The 20408-nt window shown below is 71.5% G+C and carries 17 protein-coding genes, 2 tRNA genes and 2 pseudogenes; 12 read left to right on the top strand and 9 right to left on the bottom strand.

What is annotated here, in order from left to right:
* Positions 1–165 precede the first annotated feature (165 nt).
* The 4 genes from IH09_RS30230 to IH09_RS30245 all read left to right on the top strand — a co-directional run bounded on the left by IH09_RS30230 (position 166) and on the right by IH09_RS30245 (position 3614).
* Entirely contained in the window at positions 166–1305 is a 1140-nt protein-coding gene (locus tag IH09_RS30230) for an SDR family oxidoreductase (protein WP_052860708.1), read from the top strand.
* A 96-nt stretch (positions 1306–1401) separates the two neighbouring features.
* The gene (locus IH09_RS30235) at positions 1402–1881 is read left to right on the top strand and encodes a molybdenum cofactor biosynthesis protein MoaE (protein ID WP_052860709.1); all 480 of its coding nucleotides are present in this window, start codon (positions 1402–1404) and stop codon (positions 1879–1881) included.
* Positions 1882–2224: 343 nt separating this feature from the next.
* Entirely contained in the window at positions 2225–2407 is a 183-nt protein-coding gene (locus IH09_RS30240) for a hypothetical protein (protein WP_052860710.1), read from the top strand.
* 109 nt (positions 2408–2516) lie between these two features.
* Positions 2517–3614, top strand: coding sequence for a YlbL family protein (locus IH09_RS30245; RefSeq protein WP_052860711.1), 1098 nt, complete (start codon positions 2517–2519; stop codon positions 3612–3614).
* A 43-nt stretch (positions 3615–3657) separates the two neighbouring features.
* On the opposite strand, the gene IH09_RS30250 is transcribed toward IH09_RS30245, so the two are convergent.
* Positions 3658–4212 (bottom strand): PPA1309 family protein, encoded by a 555-nt coding sequence (locus IH09_RS30250; RefSeq protein ID WP_052860712.1) that lies wholly within the window; start codon positions 4210–4212, stop codon positions 3658–3660.
* Between the two features lie 137 nt (positions 4213–4349).
* Between IH09_RS30250 and IH09_RS30255 the strand changes: the two genes are divergently transcribed.
* The 4 genes from IH09_RS30255 to IH09_RS30270 all read left to right on the top strand — a co-directional run bounded on the left by IH09_RS30255 (position 4350) and on the right by IH09_RS30270 (position 9653).
* Complete coding sequence (locus tag IH09_RS30255; protein WP_205379393.1) at positions 4350–7238, top strand: UPF0182 family membrane protein; 2889 nt, start codon at positions 4350–4352, stop codon at positions 7236–7238.
* Between the two features lie 113 nt (positions 7239–7351).
* Positions 7352–7425: transfer RNA gene (locus IH09_RS30260), tRNA-Met, on the top strand.
* A 208-nt stretch (positions 7426–7633) separates the two neighbouring features.
* A complete protein-coding gene (locus IH09_RS30265) occupies positions 7634–9487 on the top strand; it encodes a tetratricopeptide repeat protein (RefSeq protein ID WP_094791699.1) in 1854 nt (617 codons plus the stop codon).
* Positions 9488–9579: 92 nt separating this feature from the next.
* Positions 9580–9653, top strand: a tRNA-Met gene (locus IH09_RS30270).
* Positions 9654–9763: 110 nt separating this feature from the next.
* Here the strand turns inward: IH09_RS30270 and IH09_RS30275 are convergent.
* The gene (locus IH09_RS30275; RefSeq protein ID WP_052860715.1) at positions 9764–10180 is read right to left on the bottom strand and encodes a Fur family transcriptional regulator; all 417 of its coding nucleotides are present in this window, start codon (positions 10178–10180) and stop codon (positions 9764–9766) included.
* A 158-nt stretch (positions 10181–10338) separates the two neighbouring features.
* On the opposite strand from IH09_RS30275, the gene IH09_RS30280 reads away from it, so the two are divergent.
* Positions 10339–11802, top strand: coding sequence for a catalase (locus IH09_RS30280; RefSeq protein ID WP_052860716.1), 1464 nt, complete (start codon positions 10339–10341; stop codon positions 11800–11802).
* A 133-nt stretch (positions 11803–11935) separates the two neighbouring features.
* Here the strand turns inward: IH09_RS30280 and IH09_RS30285 are convergent, their stop codons facing one another.
* Positions 11936–12337 (bottom strand): CBS domain-containing protein, encoded by a 402-nt coding sequence (locus IH09_RS30285; RefSeq protein ID WP_052860755.1) that lies wholly within the window; start codon positions 12335–12337, stop codon positions 11936–11938.
* Positions 12338–12490: 153 nt separating this feature from the next.
* A complete protein-coding gene (gene hisN, locus IH09_RS30290; protein WP_052860717.1) occupies positions 12491–13294 on the bottom strand; it encodes a histidinol-phosphatase in 804 nt (267 codons plus the stop codon).
* A 189-nt stretch (positions 13295–13483) separates the two neighbouring features.
* Between hisN and IH09_RS40325 the strand changes: the two are divergent.
* Positions 13484–14077: pseudogene (locus IH09_RS40325) on the top strand (TetR/AcrR family transcriptional regulator); the annotation flags it as partial.
* Positions 14078–14453: 376 nt separating this feature from the next.
* Here IH09_RS40325 and IH09_RS38165 read toward each other — a convergent pair.
* The 4 genes and pseudogenes from IH09_RS38165 to IH09_RS30310 all read right to left on the bottom strand — a co-directional run.
* Positions 14454–14714: pseudogene (locus IH09_RS38165) on the bottom strand (DMT family transporter); the annotation flags it as partial.
* A 91-nt stretch (positions 14715–14805) separates the two neighbouring features.
* The gene (gene rsgA / locus IH09_RS30300) at positions 14806–15813 is read right to left on the bottom strand and encodes a ribosome small subunit-dependent GTPase A (RefSeq protein WP_052860718.1); all 1008 of its coding nucleotides are present in this window, start codon (positions 15811–15813) and stop codon (positions 14806–14808) included.
* A gap of 14 nt (positions 15814–15827) precedes the next feature.
* Positions 15828–17186 (bottom strand): 3-phosphoshikimate 1-carboxyvinyltransferase, encoded by a 1359-nt coding sequence (aroA, locus tag IH09_RS30305; protein ID WP_052860719.1) that lies wholly within the window; start codon positions 17184–17186, stop codon positions 15828–15830.
* Positions 17187–17368: 182 nt separating this feature from the next.
* Entirely contained in the window at positions 17369–18082 is a 714-nt protein-coding gene (locus tag IH09_RS30310) for a M50 family metallopeptidase (RefSeq protein ID WP_052860720.1), read from the bottom strand.
* Between the two features lie 35 nt (positions 18083–18117).
* Here IH09_RS30310 and IH09_RS30315 point away from each other — a divergent pair, with 35 nt between their 5' ends.
* Both IH09_RS30315 and IH09_RS30320 read left to right on the top strand, forming a co-directional pair.
* Positions 18118–18951, top strand: coding sequence for an SOS response-associated peptidase (locus tag IH09_RS30315; RefSeq protein WP_052860721.1), 834 nt, complete (start codon positions 18118–18120; stop codon positions 18949–18951).
* A gap of 176 nt (positions 18952–19127) precedes the next feature.
* Complete coding sequence (locus IH09_RS30320; RefSeq protein ID WP_052860722.1) at positions 19128–19724, top strand: alpha/beta family hydrolase; 597 nt, start codon at positions 19128–19130, stop codon at positions 19722–19724.
* A gap of 30 nt (positions 19725–19754) precedes the next feature.
* Here the strand turns inward: IH09_RS30320 and IH09_RS30325 are convergent, their stop codons facing one another.
* Complete coding sequence (locus IH09_RS30325) at positions 19755–20342, bottom strand: helix-turn-helix domain-containing protein (RefSeq protein ID WP_318279594.1); 588 nt, start codon at positions 20340–20342, stop codon at positions 19755–19757.
* Positions 20343–20408 lie beyond the last annotated feature (66 nt).

The following is a 20408-nucleotide window of genomic DNA, read 5'->3' on the forward strand; positions in this document are numbered from 1 at the left end:
CGGCTCGGGCCGACGGCGACTGCCCGACATCACCTCCAGCGTAGACACCCGGACCGCCCCGGGGCTCGGTGCTTCGCTGTCCCGATGCCTGCGGCAGGATGGACGCCACCTGGTACGTACGTGTCAACACACGTGCGTACTGAAGACAACCGCTGGAGACGCCCGGTGAGTTCCCCAGATCCGACCGTTCGCGCTGCGCGAAACACCGCGGCCAAGACCGAGCAGACAGACGGCACCACGGACCGGTCACGGCGCCGGCCCGTCGTCGCCGTCACCGGAGCCGCATCCGGAGTCGGTGCGCTGCTCACCCGTGCCCTCGTCGCATCCGACGAGGTCAAGCGGGTGGTGGCCATCGACGAGCGACGCGGCGACGAGGCCGAGGCGCACTGGCACGTCCTGGACGTACGGGATCCCGCTATCGCCGACAAACTGCGCGGCGTGGACGTCGTCGTCCACCTCGCGCTCGACCTCGACCTGGAGACCGACGACACCGCCCGCACCGCCTACAACGTGCGCGGCACCCAGACGGTCCTCACCGCCGCCGCGGCGGCCGGCGTCCACCGGGTCGTGCTCTGCACCTCCGCCATGGTCTACGGGGCACTGCCCGACAACGACGTGCCGCTGGCCGAGGACGCCGAACTGCGCGCCACCGCCGACGCCACCGGTGTCGGCGACCTCCTGGAGATCGAACACCTGGCGCACCGCGCCCCCCGCGCACACCCCGGCCTGAACGTCACCGTCCTGCGCCCCACCGTCCTGGTGGGCGGCACGGACACCGCCCTGACCCGCTACTTCGAGTCACCCCGCCTCCTGGTCGTCGCCGGATCCCGCCCCGCCTGGCAGTTCTGCCACGTCGAGGACCTGGTCAGCGCCCTGGAATACGCCGCCCTGGAGAAGGTCGAGGGCGAGCTCGCGGTGGGCTGCGACGGCTGGCTGGAGCAGGAGGAGGTCGAGGAGCTGTCGGGCATCAGACGCATGGAACTGCCCTCCTCGGTGGCCCTGGGCGCCGCCGCCCGGCTGCACCGCATCGGCCTGACACCGTCCCCCGCCGGGGACCTCGCCTACACGATGCATCCCTGGGTCGTCAGCGGCAGCCGCCTCCACGAGGCGGGCTGGCGGCCCCGGTGGACCAACGAAGAGGTCCTCGCCGAACTGCTGGCGGAGGTCGCGGGCCGGCACACTGTCGCCGGCCGCCGGCTGGGCCGCAAGGACGCCACCGCGGCCGGTGCGGCCGGGGCCACCGTCGCCCTGCTGGGCACCGCGGCCCTGGTCCGGCGCGCCCGCAAGGCCCGCCGCCGCATCTGACCGGGGGCGGCCGGCCGTACGAGCCGCCCCCCGGCGACCCGTATGCCAGGGGTGCGGCCGTTCCCCATCGCGTCCCGGGTACGGCACGATGGGGGTATGTCTGGCACGCACGCCCCTCCGGTTCCCGCCCACTTCCACCCCGGTGAGCAGGGTGCGGCGGATCCGATCCGGCTGCTCGCGATCCGCGACACCCCGCTGTCCGTGGACGAGGTCTTCGCGGCCGTCCAGGACCCCGCGGCGGGCGGCATGGCGCTGTTCGTCGGCACGGTCCGCTCACACGACGGCGGCGCCGACGTCGACGCCCTGGGCTACTCCGCGCACCCGACCGCCGAGGCGGAGATGCGCCGCGTCGCCGAGAAGACCGTCGCCGACTTCCCCGTCCGCGCGCTGGCCGCCGTCCACCGGGTGGGAGACCTGGCCATCGGCGATCTCGCCGTCATCGTCGCGGTCTCCTGCCCGCACCGCGCCGAGGCGTTCGAAGCCTGCCGCAAGCTGATCGACGACCTCAAACACGAGGTACCGATCTGGAAGCACCAGACGTTCTCCGACGGTGCAGAAGAGTGGGTCGGCGCGTAGCGCTGTCTTCTGGGGGTGGTGGTCGGGTGACGGGTGGGCGGGTCGGCGCCTAGCACTGCCTTTCGGGGGCGGTGGCCGTACGACGGCTGGGCGGACCGTCGCGTAGTGCCGTCTTCCCGGGACGGACGACGGGTGGGATGGTGGGTGCATGGCGCCGTCTTTGGAAGACGAGGCGCATGCCCGCGCCTGAGTGTCATCCGGGGCCGTCGCGCCGGTAGCGGGGCCGAATCGGTGCCGTGCGTTCCGGTTGCGTAACCCGTCCGACGGCATGAGCGTGGACCTGTCGGATGGTTAAATCTGCTTATTGGTCGATTGCGGTCGTGCAAGGGGTTGGGAGGTCGCCATGGGTGCGCTCCTCTGGCTGCTGATTCCGGTTCTCGCCGCGCTCGCCGCCACCCTGTGGAGCACCTGGGTCATGCGCAACCGCAAGTCCGGGGACGTCGCGGAACTCGCAGGGTACGCCCGGTTCCGCGCCGCGATGGAAAAGGAACCGCCCGCTCCGGACCCGGCCTCCGACACGGTCTGACGCCCCCGGGCGGGTACGCGTACGCGGCAGGATTCCGGCGTGCGCCGGTGCGTCCCCGTACGGACGGCCCCGCGGGCGGGTTGTCATACCCGTCCCGTACTGTCGTTCCATGCCCCGCCGCACCGTGACGCTGCTTGCCTCGTTCCTGATGCTGATCGTGCTGCTCTGCGTCGGGGTGTCGATCCCCGTGCCGTACGCCGAGATGTCTCCGGGCCCGACGGTGAACACCCTCGGTGATCACGAGGGTGAGCCGGTGCTCCAGATCTCCGGGCGCAAGACCTATCCGACGAGTGGTCACCTCAACATGACCACGGTCCGTGTCACCGGCCCTGACTACAGCATGAACCTCTTCCAGGCGCTCTACGGCTGGCTGGACCGCGACAGCGCCGTGGTCCCGCACAAGACGCTCTACCCCGAGGGGCAGACGGCGGAGCAGGCCGACCAGGAGAACGCCGAGGAGTTCAGCCAGTCGCAGGAGAGCGCCAAGGTCGCCGCGCTCAACCAGCTGCACATCCCGGTCGCCGCCCAGACCGTCGTCGGCTCCGTCGTCAAGGACAAACCGGCCGACGGGCGGCTGCATGCGGGCGATGTGATCAGGGCGGTGGATGGCAAGGAGGTCAAGGAGACCGCCGACGTCGCCAAGTTCGTCACCCAGCGGAAGCCGGGTGAGCAGACCGTCTTCACGATCATCCCCGCCAAGGTGGCGGCCGCCGCGGAGAAGAAGGGCCAGCGGCCCGAGACCGGGGAGAAGCAGGTCACCCTGACCACGGCCAAGGCGGAGGACGGCCGGGCCATCGTGGGCATCCAGGCCCGGGTCGACCACATCTTCCCGTTCACCATCGACGTCAAGCTCGCCGATGTCGGCGGCCCCAGCGCCGGGCTGATGTTCGCGCTCGGCATCGTCGACAAACTCACCCCGGGCGGAAACCTGACCGGCGGCAAGTTCGTGGCCGGTACGGGGACGATCGACGACAAGGGCAAGGTCGGCCCGATCGGCGGCATCTCGATGAAGACGATCGGGGCCCGGGACAAGGGCGCGGAGTTCTTCCTGACGCCGAAGGACAACTGCGCGACCGCCGCCAAGGACACCCCGGCCGGTCTGACGCTCGTCAAGGTCAACACCATCGGCGACGCGATCAAGGCGCTGGAGAAGATCAGCACGGGCGACACGGCCGGCCTGCCGAGCTGCAGCACGGCAGGCCGGTAGCGGGCTCCGGCCGTGGCCGGGCCGCCGGGGCCCGGCCCGCGGGTCAGGACTCGAAGGTCGCGGCCAGCGCATCCGCGAGGCCGGGCACCAGCGCCGAGCCGGTGAGCACCTCGGACGTGGAGTCCTTCTCGCGCAGCCGCAGCGCCGATTCACGGGAACCGTCCCGCAGCACGGCCACCGTCATCCGCACCTCCTGCCGGTCCGGGTGCTTGGCGACCCACGTGGCGAGCTGGGCGTCGTCCATACCCTCGGGCACGGAGTCCTCGGCGGACGGCGGCAGCATCAGCCGCTCCACGGTCAGCGCGCAGCCGGCGACGGTGTCCGGCCAGGCGATGGTGGCGAGGAATTCGTCGAGCGGGGCCCCGGTGGGGATCTCGTCCTGCTCCACGGGGGTCAGGGAAGCGGTGGTGGTGTCGTCGATGCCGAGCTGGGCGGCGAGCGAGGGCTCCTGGGCACGCAGCTTGGCGGTGTCGACGAGGGCGAACAGGCGGGCGGGCTGATCCCAGCCGAGCCCGGCGCTGTACTCGTCGATTTCGAGTACGGCACGGGTCAGCGGACCGGCGGCGAGGGGGGTGCCGTCAACAGGGAGGTTGGTCATGTTCAACATCGTGCCTTGTGGACCCCGGAAATCGGGAACCGAGTAAAGCCTTCGTAAGTTGCATCAGTGGGTCCTACTATCGCCGGGCCTGCTCCACACGACAGCGAACTTCTGAGGTGCGCACCTTGGCTTTCCAGATGCCGGACCGCGGCGGAGGCCCCACCGGGCCACGGATCAGGGTCGGCCGGCCATCCCGGCGGGTCCGGACCCTGCTCATGACACTGGGCGTGCTGGCGGTGCTGGCCATGCTCTTTGTGATGTTCTCCGGGTTCTGGACCGACTGGCTCTGGTACCGCTCGGTCGACTACTCCTCGGTCTTCACCACCACCCTGTGGACCAAGATCGGACTGTTCGCCTTCTTCGGTGTGCTGATGGCCGTGGCCGTCGGCGTGAACATCTGGCTGGCCCACCGGCTGCGGCCGCCGCTCAGCGCGATGTCCATGGAGCAGCAGAGCCTGGACCGCTACCGGATGGGCATCGCCCCGTTCAAGAAGTGGGCGCTGATCGCGGTCACCGCGGTGATAGGTCTGATCGCCGGGGCCTCCGCCTCCGGTGAGTGGCGCACCTGGCTCCAGTGGATCAACGGCGTGCCGTTCGGCCAGAAGGACCCGCAGTTCGGCAAGGACGTCTCGTTCTACGCCTTCGACCTGCCCTGGTACCGCTTCCTGCTGAGCTTCGGTTTCGCCTGCGCGGTGCTGTGTCTGGTCGCCGCGGCGCTGACGCACTACCTCTACGGCGGGCTGCGGCTGACGAGTCCGGGCTCCCGGGCGACCGCCGCCGCGACCGGCCATCTGTCGGTGCTGCTGGGCATCTTCGTCTCGCTCAAGGCGATCGCCTACTGGCTCGACCGGTACGGCCTCGCGGTCAAGTCCAGCGGCCTGAAGTCGGCCGACAACTGGACCGGGCTGCGTTATGTGGACGCCAACGCCTACCTCCCGGCGAAGACCATCCTGTTCTTCATCGCGGCGATCTGCGCGGTGCTCTTCTTCGCCACCCTCTGGCGCCGCACCTGGCAGCTGCCGGTGATCGGCTTCGGCCTGATGGTGCTCTCCGCGGTCCTCATCGGCGGTCTGTACCCGGCGATCGTGCAGAAGTTCCAGGTCCAGCCGAACGAGCAGGCCAAGGAAGCGCCGTACATCAAGCAGAACATCAAGGCGACCCGGGACGCGTACGACATCCAGGACACCGATGTCACGCCGTACAAGGGCGACTACAAACCCAAGAACGACACGGACAGCCAGCGGCTGCGGGACAACGCCGACACCACGGCCAGCATCCGGCTGCTCGACCCGAACGTGGTCTCGCCGGCCTTCCAGCAACAGCAGCAGGTGCGCGGGTACTACCAGTTCCCCTCCACCCTCGACGTCGACCGGTACAAGGACAAGAACGGCGTCGAACAGGACACCGTGATCGGTCTGCGCGAGCTGAACATCGCCGGTATCCCCGAGCGCAACTGGATCAACGACCACTTCAAGTACACCCACGGCTACGGCGCGGTTGCCGCGAAGGGCACCGAGACCGCCGACGACGGCGGCCCGGACTACACCGAGTCGGACCTGCCGGCCAAGGGGCAGCTCGGCACATACGAGCAGCGGGTGTACTACGGCGAGAAGACCACGCAGTACTCCATCGTCGGCGGTCCGCAGAAGGAGCTGGACTACTCCGACGACAGCGGCGAGAAGAGCTACAGCTACCAGGGCAAGAGCGGGGTGGATCTCGCCAACCCGATCAACCGCGCCGCGTACGCGGTGGCGTTCGGGGAGCCGCAGATCCTCTACTCCGGCGCCATCGGCGACGGCTCGCGGATCCTGTACAACCGCACGCCCAAGGAGCGCGTCGAGTCCGTCGCCCCCTGGCTGACCATCGACGGTGACGCCTATCCGGCGGTCGTCGACGGCCGCATCCAGTGGATCGTGGACGCCTACACGACGAGCAACGGCTATCCGTACGCCTCGCGCACCACGCTCGGGGACACCACGGCCGATTCGCTCACCAACGGCCAGCGGACCGTGATGGCCCAGCAGAACCAGGTCAACTACATCCGCAACTCCGTCAAGGCGACGGTCGACGCCTACGACGGCTCGGTCAAGCTCTACCAGTGGGACACGAAGGACCCGGTCCTCAAGACCTGGATGAAGTCCTTCCCGGGCACGGTCGAGAAGCGGGAGGCCATCAGCCCGGCGCTGATGGAGCACCTGCGGTACCCGCAGGACCTCTTCAAGGTGCAGCGCCAGCTGCTGACCACCTACCACGTCACGGACCCGGGCACCTTCTACACGGGCTCCGAGCGCTGGCAGATCCCGAACGACCCGACGACCAAGTCGGGCAACGCCGTACCGCCGTACTACCTGAGCATGAAGATGCCGGACCAGAAGGACCAGTCCTTCTCGCTGACGACGACCTTCACGCCCAACAAACGCGACAACCTCGGCGCCTTCATGGCCGTCGACGCCAACGCGACCAGCGGTGACTACGGCAAGATCAGAATCCTGAAACTGCCCTCGCAGACACCGGTGCCCGGCCCACAGCTGGTGCAGTCGAAGTTCAACTCCGATCCCAGCATCGCCAATGAGCTCAACATCCTCAAGAAACTCGGCGACTCGGAGATCGAGTACGGCAACCTGCTGACGGTGCCACTGGACGGCGGACTCCTGTACGTCGAACCGGTCTATCTGCGCGGCGCCAACACCAACTACCCGCTGCTGAAGAAGGTGCTGGTCAGCTACGGCGACAACAAGCCCGTCCTGGAGAACACCCTCAAGGACGCGCTGGACGTCGTCTTCGGCAAGAAGGCACCGAGCACCGGCACGGAGAAGCCCCCGGGCGGTGGCGAGAAGACCCAGCCGCCGCCGGCCGGCCAGACGGTGCAGCAGGCCCTCGGCGACGCCGAGAAGGCGTACGAAGAGGGCGAGAAGGCCCGCGCCTCGGGCGACTGGGCCGGTTACGGCGAGGCCCAGAAGAAGCTCAAGGCGGCGCTGGACCGAGCTGCGAAGGCGTCCCAGAAGGGCGGCACGCCGGGCGGCTGACAGGCCCGGCACGGCGCAGCAGGCCGAGCGGCCGCCGGGTTCGTCCCGGCGGCCGCCCGGCAGCGGGTGGTCAGGGGTCACCCCGATGCCGTGATACCTTGAGTACACAACGACGCGGGGTGGAGCAGCTCGGTAGCTCGCTGGGCTCATAACCCAGAGGTCGCAGGTTCAAATCCTGTCCCCGCTACTCAAGACGAAGGCCCGGATTCCTCAGAGGATCCGGGCCTTCGTCATGCGTGCGATTTCCTGCCAAGTACGGCCGGGTCGTACCGCCGATGTGGGAAAACTGTGTGCTTGAGTTTGACAAGTCGTCGTATCGGGAAGTCGACAAACCGCTGAAGTGACCTCACTGGCTGCGGTATACCAGGTGTACGCGGGTTACGGGTGGTGCGACGATGGCTCTTATGGGGGACAAGGCAAGGTTGTTGGAGACAGACCGGTTTGTACATGCGCCCGACGAGGGGCGCGAATCCGAGCTGGCGATGGACGCGATGGAAGCGGCGGAGGCCGCCGAAGCGTCGGACGCGGTGACCGAGACGGGGCACCGCCGGGCCGCCGAAGCAGGCGACACCGGGGCCATGAGTGTGCTCGGCGCGCTGCTGCTGCGGCGCGGTGATCTGGACGGCGCCGAGCCGCATCTGCGTTCCGCCACCGCGGCCGGGGACCGCGCCGCAGCGAACAATCTCGGCGTCCTGCTGCACCAGCGGGGCCAGACGGACGAGGCGGCCGGCTGGTGGCGCACCGCGGCCGTCGCGGGATCCGCCGCCGCGGCGCACGCCCTCGGCCGCCACCACCGCGAGCGCGGCGACGAGCCGGCCGCCGAGTACTGGCTGAGCCAGTCCGCGGAATCCGGTCACTGCCTGGGCGCCTACGCCCTCGCTGACCTGCTGGAGCACCGTGGCGACACCGGCGCCGAGCGCTGGTTCCGGGCGGCCGCCGAGCGCGGCCACCGCGAGGCCGCGTACCGCCTGGCCCGGCTCATCGAGGAAGGCCGTGACACGGACCGCCGGACGGTGCCCGCCTACGGCGAGCTGACCCGGCAGACCGAGGCCGAGCAGTGGTACCGCCAGGCCGCCGCGCGCGGTCACCGGCGGGCCGCGTTGCAACTGGGCGCGCTGCTGGAGGACCGCGGTGACATCCAGGAGGCGGGCCGCTGGTACCTGTCCGCCGCCAAGGACGGCGAGCCGCGGGCCGCCTGCGCGCTGGGCTTCCTGCTGCGCGACGCCGGCGACGAGGAGAGCGCCGCGGAGTGGTGGCGGCGCGCGGCCCAGGACGGCGACGGCAACGCCGCCAACGCGCTGGGCGCGCTCCACGCCGACCGCGGCGAACTCCAGACCGCCGAGCGCTGGTACCGCGCCGCGCTCGATGCCGGTGATGTCAACGGCGCCTACAACCTCGGGCTGCTCTGCGCCGCGCAGCGCCGGGCCGGACGCGGTGAGCAGTGGTACCGCCGGGCCGCGTACGCCGGGCACCGCGAGGCCGCCAACGCGCTCGCCATCCTGCTGCTGCAGCGTGGCGACGCCTCCGGGGCCGAGCCGTGGTTCTCCAAGGCCGCCGAGGCGGGCAGTGTGGATGCCGCCTTCAACCTCGGCATCCTGTTCGCCGGACGCGGCGAGGAGCGGATGGCGCACACCTGGTACGAGCGTGCGGCGGCGGCCGGGCACACCGAGGCGGCGTTGCAGGTCGCCATCGTGCAGCTGCGCGAGGGCGATGCGCAGGACGCGGAGCGGAATCTGCGCTGCGCGGCCGGCGGCGGCAGCGCCGAGGCGGCCTTCCGGCTCGCCGACCTCCTGGACCGCAGGTCCGCGGAGGCGGACGGCGCCGGGCGGGCGGGCGGTGCGCGGACGCCGGACGCCGAGAGCACGCAGTGGTACGAGCGGGCCGCGCGGCAGGGGCACCGGCGTGCTCAGGTCCGGGTTGGCATGTTCGCGGCGGCTCGGGGCGATGTGGTCGAGGCCGCGACCTGGTACCGCGCGGCGGCCGAGGCCGGCAGCCAGAACGGCGCCTTCAACCTCGGGCTGCTGCTGGCCCGCGAGGGGAGCCTGCCCGAGGCCGCCCTGTGGTGGCAGCGCGCCGCCGAGGGCGGGCACGGCCGCGCGGCGCTGCGGCTGGCGTTGCTCGCCGCCCGTCGGGGCGCGCTCGCGGAGGCGCAGAGCTGGTGCGCGCGGGCGGTGGAACTGGGGCCGCCGGAGGTGGCGGAGCGTGCGGCGCGGCTGCGCGCGGCGCTCCAGGAGGAGCTCAGCGCGTAGTACTCCGGGGCCGGGTCCAAGGGCCCGGCCCCGGAGCCGTGGAAGGGATTTGCTCTGCTCGTCGGCGCCGGGTTAGAGTAAAGGCACAACGACGCGGGGTGGAGCAGCTCGGTAGCTCGCTGGGCTCATAACCCAGAGGTCGCAGGTTCAAATCCTGTCCCCGCTACTCACAAACGAAGGCCCGGATTCCTCAGGGAATCCGGGCCTTCGTCATGTTCGGTCGGCGGTCCGGCGTCCTGCGGGGCGGCGGGCGGCCCGGACAGCCCGTCGGCGGGGTCAGGGAGTGGCGCAGCTGGGGCAGATGCCCCGGTAGGTCACGGTGACCTCGGAGACCTGGAAGCCGTAGCGCTCGGGCTCGGGCAGGGCGGAGAGCGGGTCGCTCTGGATGTGGACGTCCCGGATCGTGCCGCACCGCGAGCAGATGAGGTGCTGGTGGTCGTGGTGGGCGTTCGGGTCGTAGCGCTTCGCGCGGCCGTCGGTGCTCACCTCCAGTACCTCACCGAGCGAGACCAGCTCGCCGAGCGTGTTGTAGACGGTGGCGCGGGAGATCTCCGGGAGGCGGTCGGTGGCGCGGGCGTGCACTTCGTCGGCGGTGTAGTGGACGTGGTCCCCGTCGAGGACCTCGGCGACGACGCGCCGCTGCGCGGTCAGCCGCCAGCCACGTCCGCGGAGCCGTTCCAGCAGGTCACTCATGCCATTCACCTATCAGTCAGATAAAGCAAGGGTAGCAGCGGCCGGTTTGTCCCCGGATCGGGTATGAGTTTCGGGTTCTTCTTGACTTAGACATTGTCCAATGTAGGATCGGAAGCGGCGTAAGCCAAGGGCAGGCGTAAAGACTTCAGGAGGCGCACGTGTCGGTAGAGAGCACCACCGGACCGCTGACCACGGAGTCCGGGGCTCCGGTCTCGGACAACCAGAACAGTGAGACGGCCGGCATCGGTGGACCCGGCCTCATCCAGGACCAGCTGCTGATCGAGAAGCTCGCGCACTTCAACCGCGAGCGCATTCCGGAGCGCATCGTGCACGCCCGTGGCGCCGGTGCGTACGGCACCTTCACGGTGACCGCGGATGTGACCAAGTACACCCGCGCGAAGTTCCTGTCGGAGATCGGCAAGCAGACCGAGACGTTCCTGCGCTTCTCGACGGTCGCGGGCAGCCTCGGTGCGGCGGACGCGGTGCGTGACCCCCGTGGTTTCGCGCTGAAGTTCTACACCGAGGAGGGCAACTACGACCTCGTCGGCAACAACACCCCGATCTTCTTCATCAAGGACGCCATCAAGTTCCCGGACTTCATCCACACCCAGAAGCGCGACCCGTACACCGGCTCGCAGGAGGCGGACAACGTCTGGGACTTCTGGGGCCTCTCGCCGGAGACCACCCACCAGGTGACCTGGCTGTTCGGTGACCGCGGTATCCCCGCCTCGTTCCGCCACATGAACGGCTACGGTTCGCACACCTTCCAGTGGGTCAACGCCGCGGGCGAAGCCTTCTGGGTCCGGTACCACTTCAAGACCGACCAGGGCATCAAGAACCTGACCCAGGCCGAGGCCGACAAGGTCGCCGGTGAGGACCCCGACAGCCACCAGCGCGACCTGCGCACCGCGATCGAGCGTGGCGACTTCCCGACCTGGACCGTCCAGGTGCAGGTCATGCCCGTCGCCGAGGCGGCCGCCTACCGCTTCAACCCGTTCGACCTGACCAAGATCTGGCCGCACGCCGACTACCCGCCGATCGTGTTCGGCAAGCTGGAGCTCAACCGCAACCCGGAGAACATCTTCGCCGAGGTCGAGCAGTCGGCCTTCTCTCCGAGCCACTTCGTGCCGGGCATCGGGCCGTCCCCCGACAAGATGCTCCAGGGCCGACTCTTCGCGTACGCCGACGCCCACCGCTACCGCGTCGGCATCAACGCCGACCACCTGCCGGTGAACCGCCCGCACGCCACCGAGGCGCGCAACTACGGCCGGGACGGCGCGCTCTACGACGGCCGCCACGGCCGGCAGAAGAACTACGAGCCGAACAGCTTCGGCGGTCCGGTCGAGACCGGTCAGCCGCTGTGGCAGTCGGTCGCGGTGACCGGCCCGTCCGGTGAGCACGAGGCGCCCACGCACGCCGAGGACAACGACTTCGTGCAGGCGGGCGACCTCTACCGCCTGATGACGGAGGACGAGCGGGAGCGTCTGATCAACAACCTGGCGGGCTCCCTCTCCCAGGTTTCCCGTGAGGACATCGCGCAGCGCGCGATCGAGAACTTCCGCAAGGCGGACGCGGACTACGGCAAGCGGCTGGAGGCCGCCGTCCAGGCCCTGCGCGGCTGACGGGCGCTTGCCGTACCACCGAAGAGGCCGGACGCCAGGGGGCTCCGGCCTCTTCGTGCGTCCGGCCTCCGGTGTGCCGGGCCGTACGGTGTGCCCGGTCTCCCGGAGTGCTGCCCGCCCGGCGTGACCGGTGTCAGGCGGGGACGCCGCTCACGCGCTCGGTGACGGCGGACCGGCAGCGGATGATGTCGCGTACCGACACGATGCCGACCGGCTCGTACCCGTCCAGCACGATCAGATGGCGGAATCCGCCGCGCACCATGGCGTCCGCGGCATCGTCCAGCGTCCAGTACGGTGCGGCGAAGACGACGTCCGGGGTGGTGTGGGTCTGGGCGATCTCCCGGTCGGGGTTCTCGCCGGCGCCGAGGGAGTTGAGGATGTCGCGCTCGGTGAGGATGCCGAGGCCGCTGGTGTCGGTGTCGAGGATGACGGCCGCGCCGACGCGGCGGGCCGCCATCAGCTGGGCGGCCTGGCGGAGGGTGTGAGCGGGTCCGATGGTGAGGACGACCGTGCTCATGGCGTCTTTGACGTACACGGGCATGGAGGGGAGCCACCTCCTTGGTGTGAGTGCCTTGCGAGCGAATTCACAAGTTCACAAACGGGGGGAGTTTCATCGTCACATGCGGGTGCCGTGGTCACAAGGGGGCAAGCGTCCGGACAGCCGTCCGACACCCGCCCCGTTCGGGCGTCAGCGCCGGGCGTCGCCGACGTAGGCCAGCAGATCCTCGTGGAGCAGGCCGTTGGAGGCCGCGGCGTTCCCGCTGTGCGGGCCCGGCTTGCCGTCCAGACCGGAGAAGCGGCCGCCGGCCTCCTGGACGACGACGGCGCAGGCCGCCATGTCCCACAGCGAGAGTTCCGGCTCCGCGCAGATGTCCACCGACCCTTCGGCGATCATCATGTACGGCCAGAAGTCGCCATAACCCCGGGTGCGCCAGCAGTCCCGGGTCAGATCGAGGAAGCCGGGCAGCTTGCCGCGTTCCTCCCAGCCGGTCAGCGAGGAGTAGGCGAACGACGCGTCCTGGATGCGGCCGACCTGCGAGACGCGCAGCCGGGAGGCGGAGCTCAGGCTCCGGCCCGTGAAGGCGCCCAGGCCCTCGGCGGCCCACCAGCGGCGGTTGAGCGCCGGCGCCGAGACGATGCCGACCACCGGGCGGTCGCCGCCCTCGCCGCGTTCCATCAGGGCGATCAGCGTGGCCCAGACCGGCACCCCGCGGACGTAGTTCTTCGTGCCGTCGATCGGATCGATGATCCAGCGACGCGGGCCGGAGCCCTCGCTCCCGAACTCCTCGCCGAGCACCGCATCGCGCGGCCTGGCCCGCTGGAGATGGCCACGGATCAGCTCCTCGGCGGTTTTGTCCGCCTCGCTCACCGGCGTCATATCCGGCTTGGTCTCGACCTTGAGGTCGAGCGCCTTGAACCGCTCCATGGTCGCGGCGTCCGCGGCGTCCGCGAGGACATGGCCGAGACGAAGATCATCGTGATAGTCGGGCATGTGCGAAGAGTATCGACTGGTTATACGCAGGAGCCACATACGGCTCCGCTCGGCACGGCGGCCACAGGACGCACAGCGCGCCGGCCCGCGCGCCCGGAACCGCCCCGCGACGGCTCTTGACAGTCCCCGGCACCGCGTCAATTCTGTGCGCACACCGGCCACATGGGCGGGCCGGGGAGGAGGCGACGGATGCCCGCAGCGCGTGAATCCCTGCTGGACGCCGCCTATACGGCGCTGACCACCCGGGCGTGGGGCGCCATCCGGATGGCCGAGGTCGCGGCCGCGGCCGGGGTCTCCCGGCAGACCCTCTACAACGAGTTCGGCAGCAAGGAAGGGCTGGCCCGCGCCCTGGTGCGCCGGGAGACCGACAACTATCTGGCGGGCGTCGCACGGGCGTTGACCCGCGACGGGCGGACGGCCGCCGGGCCGCCGGGTGACGCGGCGGGCCGGGTGGCGGCCGCGGCCGCCTGGACGCTGCGCACCGCACGCGCCAATCCGCTGGTCCGGGCCGCCCTGACCGGCTGCTGGAGCGACCGGCTGCCCACCCCGCACGGGGCGGCGGACCCGGCCCCTGTACCGGCCGCGCGGACCGGCGGGCCCGCCCGGCGTACCGCGGGCGCCGGCGACGGGCCGCTGCCGGGCCCCGCCGAACTGGTCGGCGGATTCTGCGCCCGGGCGGTGGCGGCGCTGGAGGCGGACTGGCCCGCGGAGGAGCTGCCCGCCCTCGGCACCGCCTGCGAGACCGCCGCGCGGCTGACGCTCTCGTGCGTGCTCGCCCCGGCGGGTCCCGCCGCGCCCCCGGGGCCGTCCGCCGGCCCGGAGGCGGCGCCCGGACCCGGCCGGGTGGCGGAGACCACCGGGGGAGCGGTGCCGCAGCGGCGGCGGGAGGCCGAGACGGAGACGGTGTCGCGGCTGGTGCGCGGTGCGTTCGCCCGGTTGCCGGGCGAACGGCGGCGGCCGGCGGGGGTGCCGGGAGTGCATCGTGGTGGGTGGGGGCCGCAGCGGCGGCGGGAGGCCGAGATGGAGACGGTGTCGCGGCTGGTGCGCGGTGCGTTCGCCCGGTTGCCGGGCGAACGGCGGCGGCCGGCGGGGGTGCCGGGAGTGCATCGTGGTGGGTGGGGCCGGTGATGTCGGCGGTGCTGTGCGGGTCGGGCCCGGTGATCTTGAGGGTGGAGACCACATCGCCGAGGAAGACCATGCCGTAGAGCGCCGTACCGGCCGCGCCGATGCCGGTCCAGACCGCGTACGCCGGGCCGACGTCCAGTTTCCGCAGCGCCAGCGTCAGCAGGCCGAAGCTGGCGAGGGCGAAGGACGCGAAGGCGATGGTCGGCCACAGGCGGGTGAAGCCGTGGGACAGCTTGAGGCAGACCGCGAAGCCCGTCTCCAGGATCCCCGCCACCACGACCAGCAGCCACGCCATGTCCCATTGCCTCCGTCAGCTCGGTGACCGCTTCGCCAGCCTTGGTGTGATTATGCATTTACCTCGGACGGACGGCAGCAAACTTCGGCGATCAGTCGCCCTCGCGCCGTTCCCGGGTGGCCAGCAGACGGCGCAGCGAGTAGAGGCGGGCCGGGTCGGCGTGGCCGTCGGCCACCCACTGGTCCAGCGCGCAGTCCGGTTCGTCGTGACTGCAGGCGCGCGGACAGCCCTCGGTGCCGGGCACCAGATCGGGGAAGGCGAGCACGACCCGCGACGGATCGACATGGTGCAGTCCGAAGGACCGGACGCCCGGGGTGTCGATGACCCAGCCCGAGTCGCCGGGCAGCGGGAGCGCCAGCGCGGAGGTGGTGGTGTGCCGGCCGCGGCCGGTGACCGCGTTGACGTGGCCGGTCGCCCGGTTGCGGTCCGGGACCAGCGCGTTGACCAGGGTCGTTTTTCCGACGCCGGAGTGGCCGACGAAGGCCGTCATACGGCCCGTCAGATGGGCCCGGACCCGCTCGGCGGCGCTGCCGTCGGCCAGTTCGTCGCGGTTGGTGACCACGTACGGGACGCCCAGCGCACCGTAGGACTCCAGCAGCGGGCCGGCGGAGGCCAGATCGGACTTGGTCAGCACCAGCAGCGGTTCGAGCCCCGCGTCATAGGCGGCGACCAGGCAGCGGTCGATGAGGCGGGGGCGCGGTTCGGGGTCGGCGAGCGCGGTGACGATCGCGAGCTGGTCGGCGTTGGCGACCACGACCCGCTCGAAGGGATCGTCGTCATCGGCCGTACGGCGCAGCGTGGAGGTGCGCGGTTCGACCCGGATGATCCGCGCGAGGGTGTCCTTGGCGCCGGTCAGATCGCCGACCACGGAGACCCGGTCGCCGACCACTGCGCTCTTGCGGCCCAGTTCGCGGGCCTTCATCGCGGTGACCGTACGGCCCTCGATCAGACAGGTCAGACGGCCCCGGTCGACGGTCAGGACCAGGCCCTCGACGGCGTTCTCGTGCTTGGGGCGGATGGAGGTGCGGGGACGGTTGCCCTTGGGGTTGGGGCGGACACGGATGTCGTCCTCGTCGGGGTTCTTGCCGTAGCGGCGCATGGCGGCGGTAACTCTCAGACGCTCCGGGCGGGGGCCGGATCGAGCATGTCCGTCCACATCGCGGGGAAGTCGGGCAGGGTCTTGGCGGTGGTCGCGACGTTCTCCACCTGCACGCCGGGGACGGCGAGGCCGATGACCGCGGCGGCGGTGGCCAGCCGGTGGTCGTCGTAGGTGTGGAAGATCCCGCCGTGCAGCGGGCGCGGCCGGATGTGCAGGCCGTCCGCGGTCTCGGTGACATCGCCGCCGAGCTCGCCCAGCTCCTTGGTGAGCGCGGCCAGCCGGTCGGTCTCGTGCAGCCGCAGATGGGCGACGCCGCGCAGCGTGGAGGGGGAGTCGGCGAGGGCGGCGACGGCGGCGATGCCCGGGGTCAGCTCGCCGACCTCGCTCAGGTCGACGTCGATGCCGTGGATCCGGCCGGTGCCGGTGAAGGTCAGGCCGTCCTCGGTCAGCTCGCAGGAACCGCCCATGGTGGTGAAGATCTCGCGCAGCGCGTCGCCGGGCTGCGTGGTGTGCGCGGGCCAGTCGGGAATGGTGACCCGGCCGCCGGTCACCAGCGCCGCGGCCAGGAACGGCTGGGCGTTGGAGAGGTCCGGCTCCACGACCAGATCGCGGCCCAGCAGCGCGCCGGGGGTGACCCGCCAGACGTTCGGCTCGCCGCCGGACTCCGGGGCGTCCACCTGGGCGCCGACGCTGCGCAGCATGTCGACGGTCATCCGGATGTGCGGCAGGGACGGCAGCGCGGAGCCGGTGTGCCGTACCTCGACGCCCTGGTTGAAGCGCGGCGCGGACAGCAGCAGGGCGCTGACGAACTGGGAGGACGAGGAGGCGTCGATCTCGACCGGGCCGCCGTCCAGGGCGCCGCTGCCGTGCACCGTCATGGGGAGCGCGCCGCGGCCGTCGTCGTCGATCCGGGCCCCGAGGGCGCGCAGTGCGTCGATGACGCCGCCCAGCGGACGCTCGTAGGACCGCGGGTCGCCGTCGAACCGGACCGGGCCGTCGGCGAGCGCCGCGACCGGCGGGAGGAAGCGCATGACCGTGCCGGCGTTGCCGACGTCGACGGTGGCCGGGCCGTGCAGTCCCGCGGGAATCACCCGCCACGCCTCACCGCCGCCGCCCTGCGCCGTGGCGCCCGCGGAACTGGAGGAGGCGGTCTCCTCGATGCCGACGCCCAGGGTGCGCAGCGCCTCGGCCATCAGGAGGGTGTCGCGTGAGCGCAGCGGGCGGCGCAGCCAGCCGGGCTCGGAGGAGAGGGCGGCGAGTACCAGGCCGCGGTTGGTGACCGATTTCGAGCCGGGCACGGTGACGGTGGCGTCGACCGCCCCGGGTGCGAGGGGGGCGGGCCACAGGGCGGGAAGTGCGGGGCTCTCGGTCATGCCCTCACTTTAATGGCTGGGCAAGGGGCCCGATCTTGATCAAAAGCGGTGCAACCTGTACGAAACACGGCACTGATAGTGCACCCGCCCGCCGGGGGCGCGGAGATACGGGATACGTACGGGCTGCAGGGGTGCGGACGTACGGGACCGCGTACGCCGCCGTTCGGGACACCGGCCGCCGGTCAGACGCCGAGCAGCCAGCGCCCGCCGCCTATCAGGGAGCAGAGCGTCACCACATGGAAGAGGCCGAGCCAGACGGCCGCCGGGACGTTCGTGAGGCGGGCCAGCTGGTCCGGATCGGAGTCCACCGCCCCGCCGCGCCGCCGCTTGCCCATCAGCTCGAACGGCGGCCGGACACCGCCCAGCAGCAGGAACCAGACCACGGCGTACGCGAACGCCGCCTGGACGTCCGGTGCCGTCAGCCAGGAAACGAGGAGGAACGCGGCACCGGACAGCACGACGGTGAGCACACCGTAGGCGTTGCGGATCATGACGAGCATCACGAGGAGCAGCGCGGTGGCGCCCCACAGCAGCGCCGTGATGTGCCCCGAGGCCAGCAGCGCGGCGCCCCCCAGGCCCAGCAGGGACGGTGCGATGTAGCCGGCCGCGGCGGTCAGTATCATCCCGGGCCCGGTCGGCCGGCCGCGGGAGACGGTCAGCCCGGAGGTGTCCGAGTGGAGCCGGATGCCGTCCAGGCGGCGGCCGGTGAGCAGCGCGACCAGCCCGTGCCCGCCCTCGTGCGCGATGGTGACGGCGTTGCGCGACAGCCGCCAGGCGGTGTGCGGGACGACGGCGGCCAGCGCCAGCACCGCGGTGACGATCACCAGCCAGAACGACGGATCGGGCTGCGTCCCGAAGACTCGGCTCCATACGTCGGTGATGTGGTCGGTGTCCATGTCTCCCCTTCGTGTGGCATGGCAGTGTGGCATGCATGTGCGGTAGGTATGCAGCGAGTCGCAGCCCCGAGGACCTGGTGGGACTTTTCGGGGTGCAGCGGTGGGAGCCGACGGAGACCCTGGCACCCGACTGGAACATCGCCCCGACGAAGAACGTGCACGCGGTGCTCGAACGTCCCCTGAAAGGCGCGGCGGCCGCGGAATTCCCGCCGGGCCGTCCGGTGCGCCAGCTGCGGGCGCTGAAATGGGGGCTGGTCCCGTCGTGGTCGGCGTCGCCCGACGGCGCGGCGAAAATGATCAACGCGCGGTCCGAGACGGTGCACGAGAAGCCGTCCTTCCGGCAGGCGTTCGCGGCCCGCCGCTGTCTGCTTCCCGGTGACGGCTATTTCGAGTGGGTCACCGACGCCGCCGAACGGCAGCTGGAGGAGCAGGGCAAGAAGAAGCGGAGCCGCAAGCAGCCGTACTTCGTGACGCCCGCCGACGGCTCCGTGATGGCGATGGCCGGACTGTACGAGTTCTGGCGGGACCGCACGCTGCCCGGCGACCACCCCCTGGCGTGGTGGGCGACCTGCACCGTCCTGACCACCGAGGCCGAGACCACGCCGCTGGCCGGGGCCACCGGTGGACCCGGCCCGCGGTCGCTGTCCGAAATCCACCCCCGGATGCCGCTGGTGTTGCCGCCGGACCGCTGGGACGCCTGGCTCGACCCGGCCCACACCGACCCCGATGAGCTGCGCGCGCTGCTGGCACCGCCGCCGGCCGGGCTGATGCGCGCCTATCCCGTCCCGACGGACGTCAGCAACGTCCGCAACAACGGGCCCGAGCTGCTCAAGGAGCTGGACGGGCCGGAGGTCGGCACGCTGTTCTGACCGGTACGCGGCACGACGCGGTACGGGCGCGTTGCAGGATGGGAGCCATGAGCGCAGGAAGCACAGGGCACCCGGAGAACGCAGGGACCACGGGGAACACAGGCAGTCCGGGGAACACAGGCAGCACATCGCTCCCGGCGGCGTCCGGGACCGAGACGGTCGGGACGCCCGCCGGTGTGGCCCGGATCACCTGGCACCGGGCCGGGGCGCCGCGGGCCGTACTGGCCCTGAGCCACGGTGCGGGCGGCGGTATCGAGGCCAGGGATCTGCGGGCCCTGGCCGCCGCGCTGCCGGCCCGCGGCTACACCGTCGCGCTGGTCGAGCAGCCGTGGCGGGTGGCCGGCAAGAAGGTGGCGCCCGCGCCGAAGACCCTGGACACCGGATGGACCGCGCTGTGGCCCGCGCTGGCGGAGCCGGGGCTGCCGGTGGTCGCGGGCGGCCGCAGCGCCGGTGCCCGGGTGGCCTGCCGGACGGCGCGGGAGCTGGGCGCGCACGCCGTCCTGGCGCTCGCCTTCCCGCTGCATCCGCCGGGCCGGCCGGAGAAGTCGCGGGCGGACGAGCTGACCGGCGCCGGGGTGCCGACGCTGGTCGTCCAGGGCGCCCGCGACCCGTTCGGCCGGCCCGGGGAGTTCCCGCCGGGGACGGAGCTCACCGAGGTGGCGTACGGCGACCACGGATTCGCGGTGCCGAAGTCGGCGGGCGTCACCGAGGCGGCGTCGATGGCCACGCTCACCGACGTGGTGGCCGGCTGGCTGGACGGGCTCTTCGGCTGACGGCGGGCGCCGGCGCGGCGCGGCGGGCGCTCAGCCGGCCCGGTGGTGCGGGCCGGCGCGGACATGCATCCGTTCACCCTGGCGGCCGAAGAGGCTGATGAGTTCCACCGGCCGGCCGCCGGCGGGCCCGAACCAGTGCGGCAGCCGGGTGTCGAACTCCGCCGCCTCCCCGGCCCGCAGCTCCACATCGCGGTCGGCCACCAGCAGCCGCAGCCGCCCGGACAGGACGTACAGCCATTCGTAGCCCTCGTGCGTACGCGGTTCCGGCGGGCCGGTGGCCGGCTCCATGACGAGCCGGAACGCCTGGAGGGCACCCGGTTGGCGGGTCAGCGGCAGAACGGTCAGGCCGTCGTGGTTCCGGGGCGTCGCCCGCACCCGCGGATCGCCCACCTCCGGGGCCCCCACCAGCTCGTCCAGCGGCACCTGATGGGCGTGCGCCAGCGGCAGCAGCAGCTCCAGGGTGGCCTTGCGGCCGCCCGACTCCAGCCGCGAGAGCGTGCTCACCGAGATACCGGTGGACGCCGCGAGCGCGGCCAGCGTCACGCCCCGCTCCTGCCGCAGCCGCCGCAGGCCGGGCCCCACATCGGACAGCACCCGTGCGTAGTCGTCGTCGATCACCTCTCCATTGCCGAACCCGCAAGGCGGTGTGTCAAGCCGCACGGTCCGCGCGGGGCACAGCGGCTC

Source organism: Streptomyces celluloflavus, assembly GCA_000720995.1.
In the GTDB taxonomy this organism is placed as follows: domain Bacteria; phylum Actinomycetota; class Actinomycetes; order Streptomycetales; family Streptomycetaceae; genus Streptomyces; species Streptomyces celluloflavus.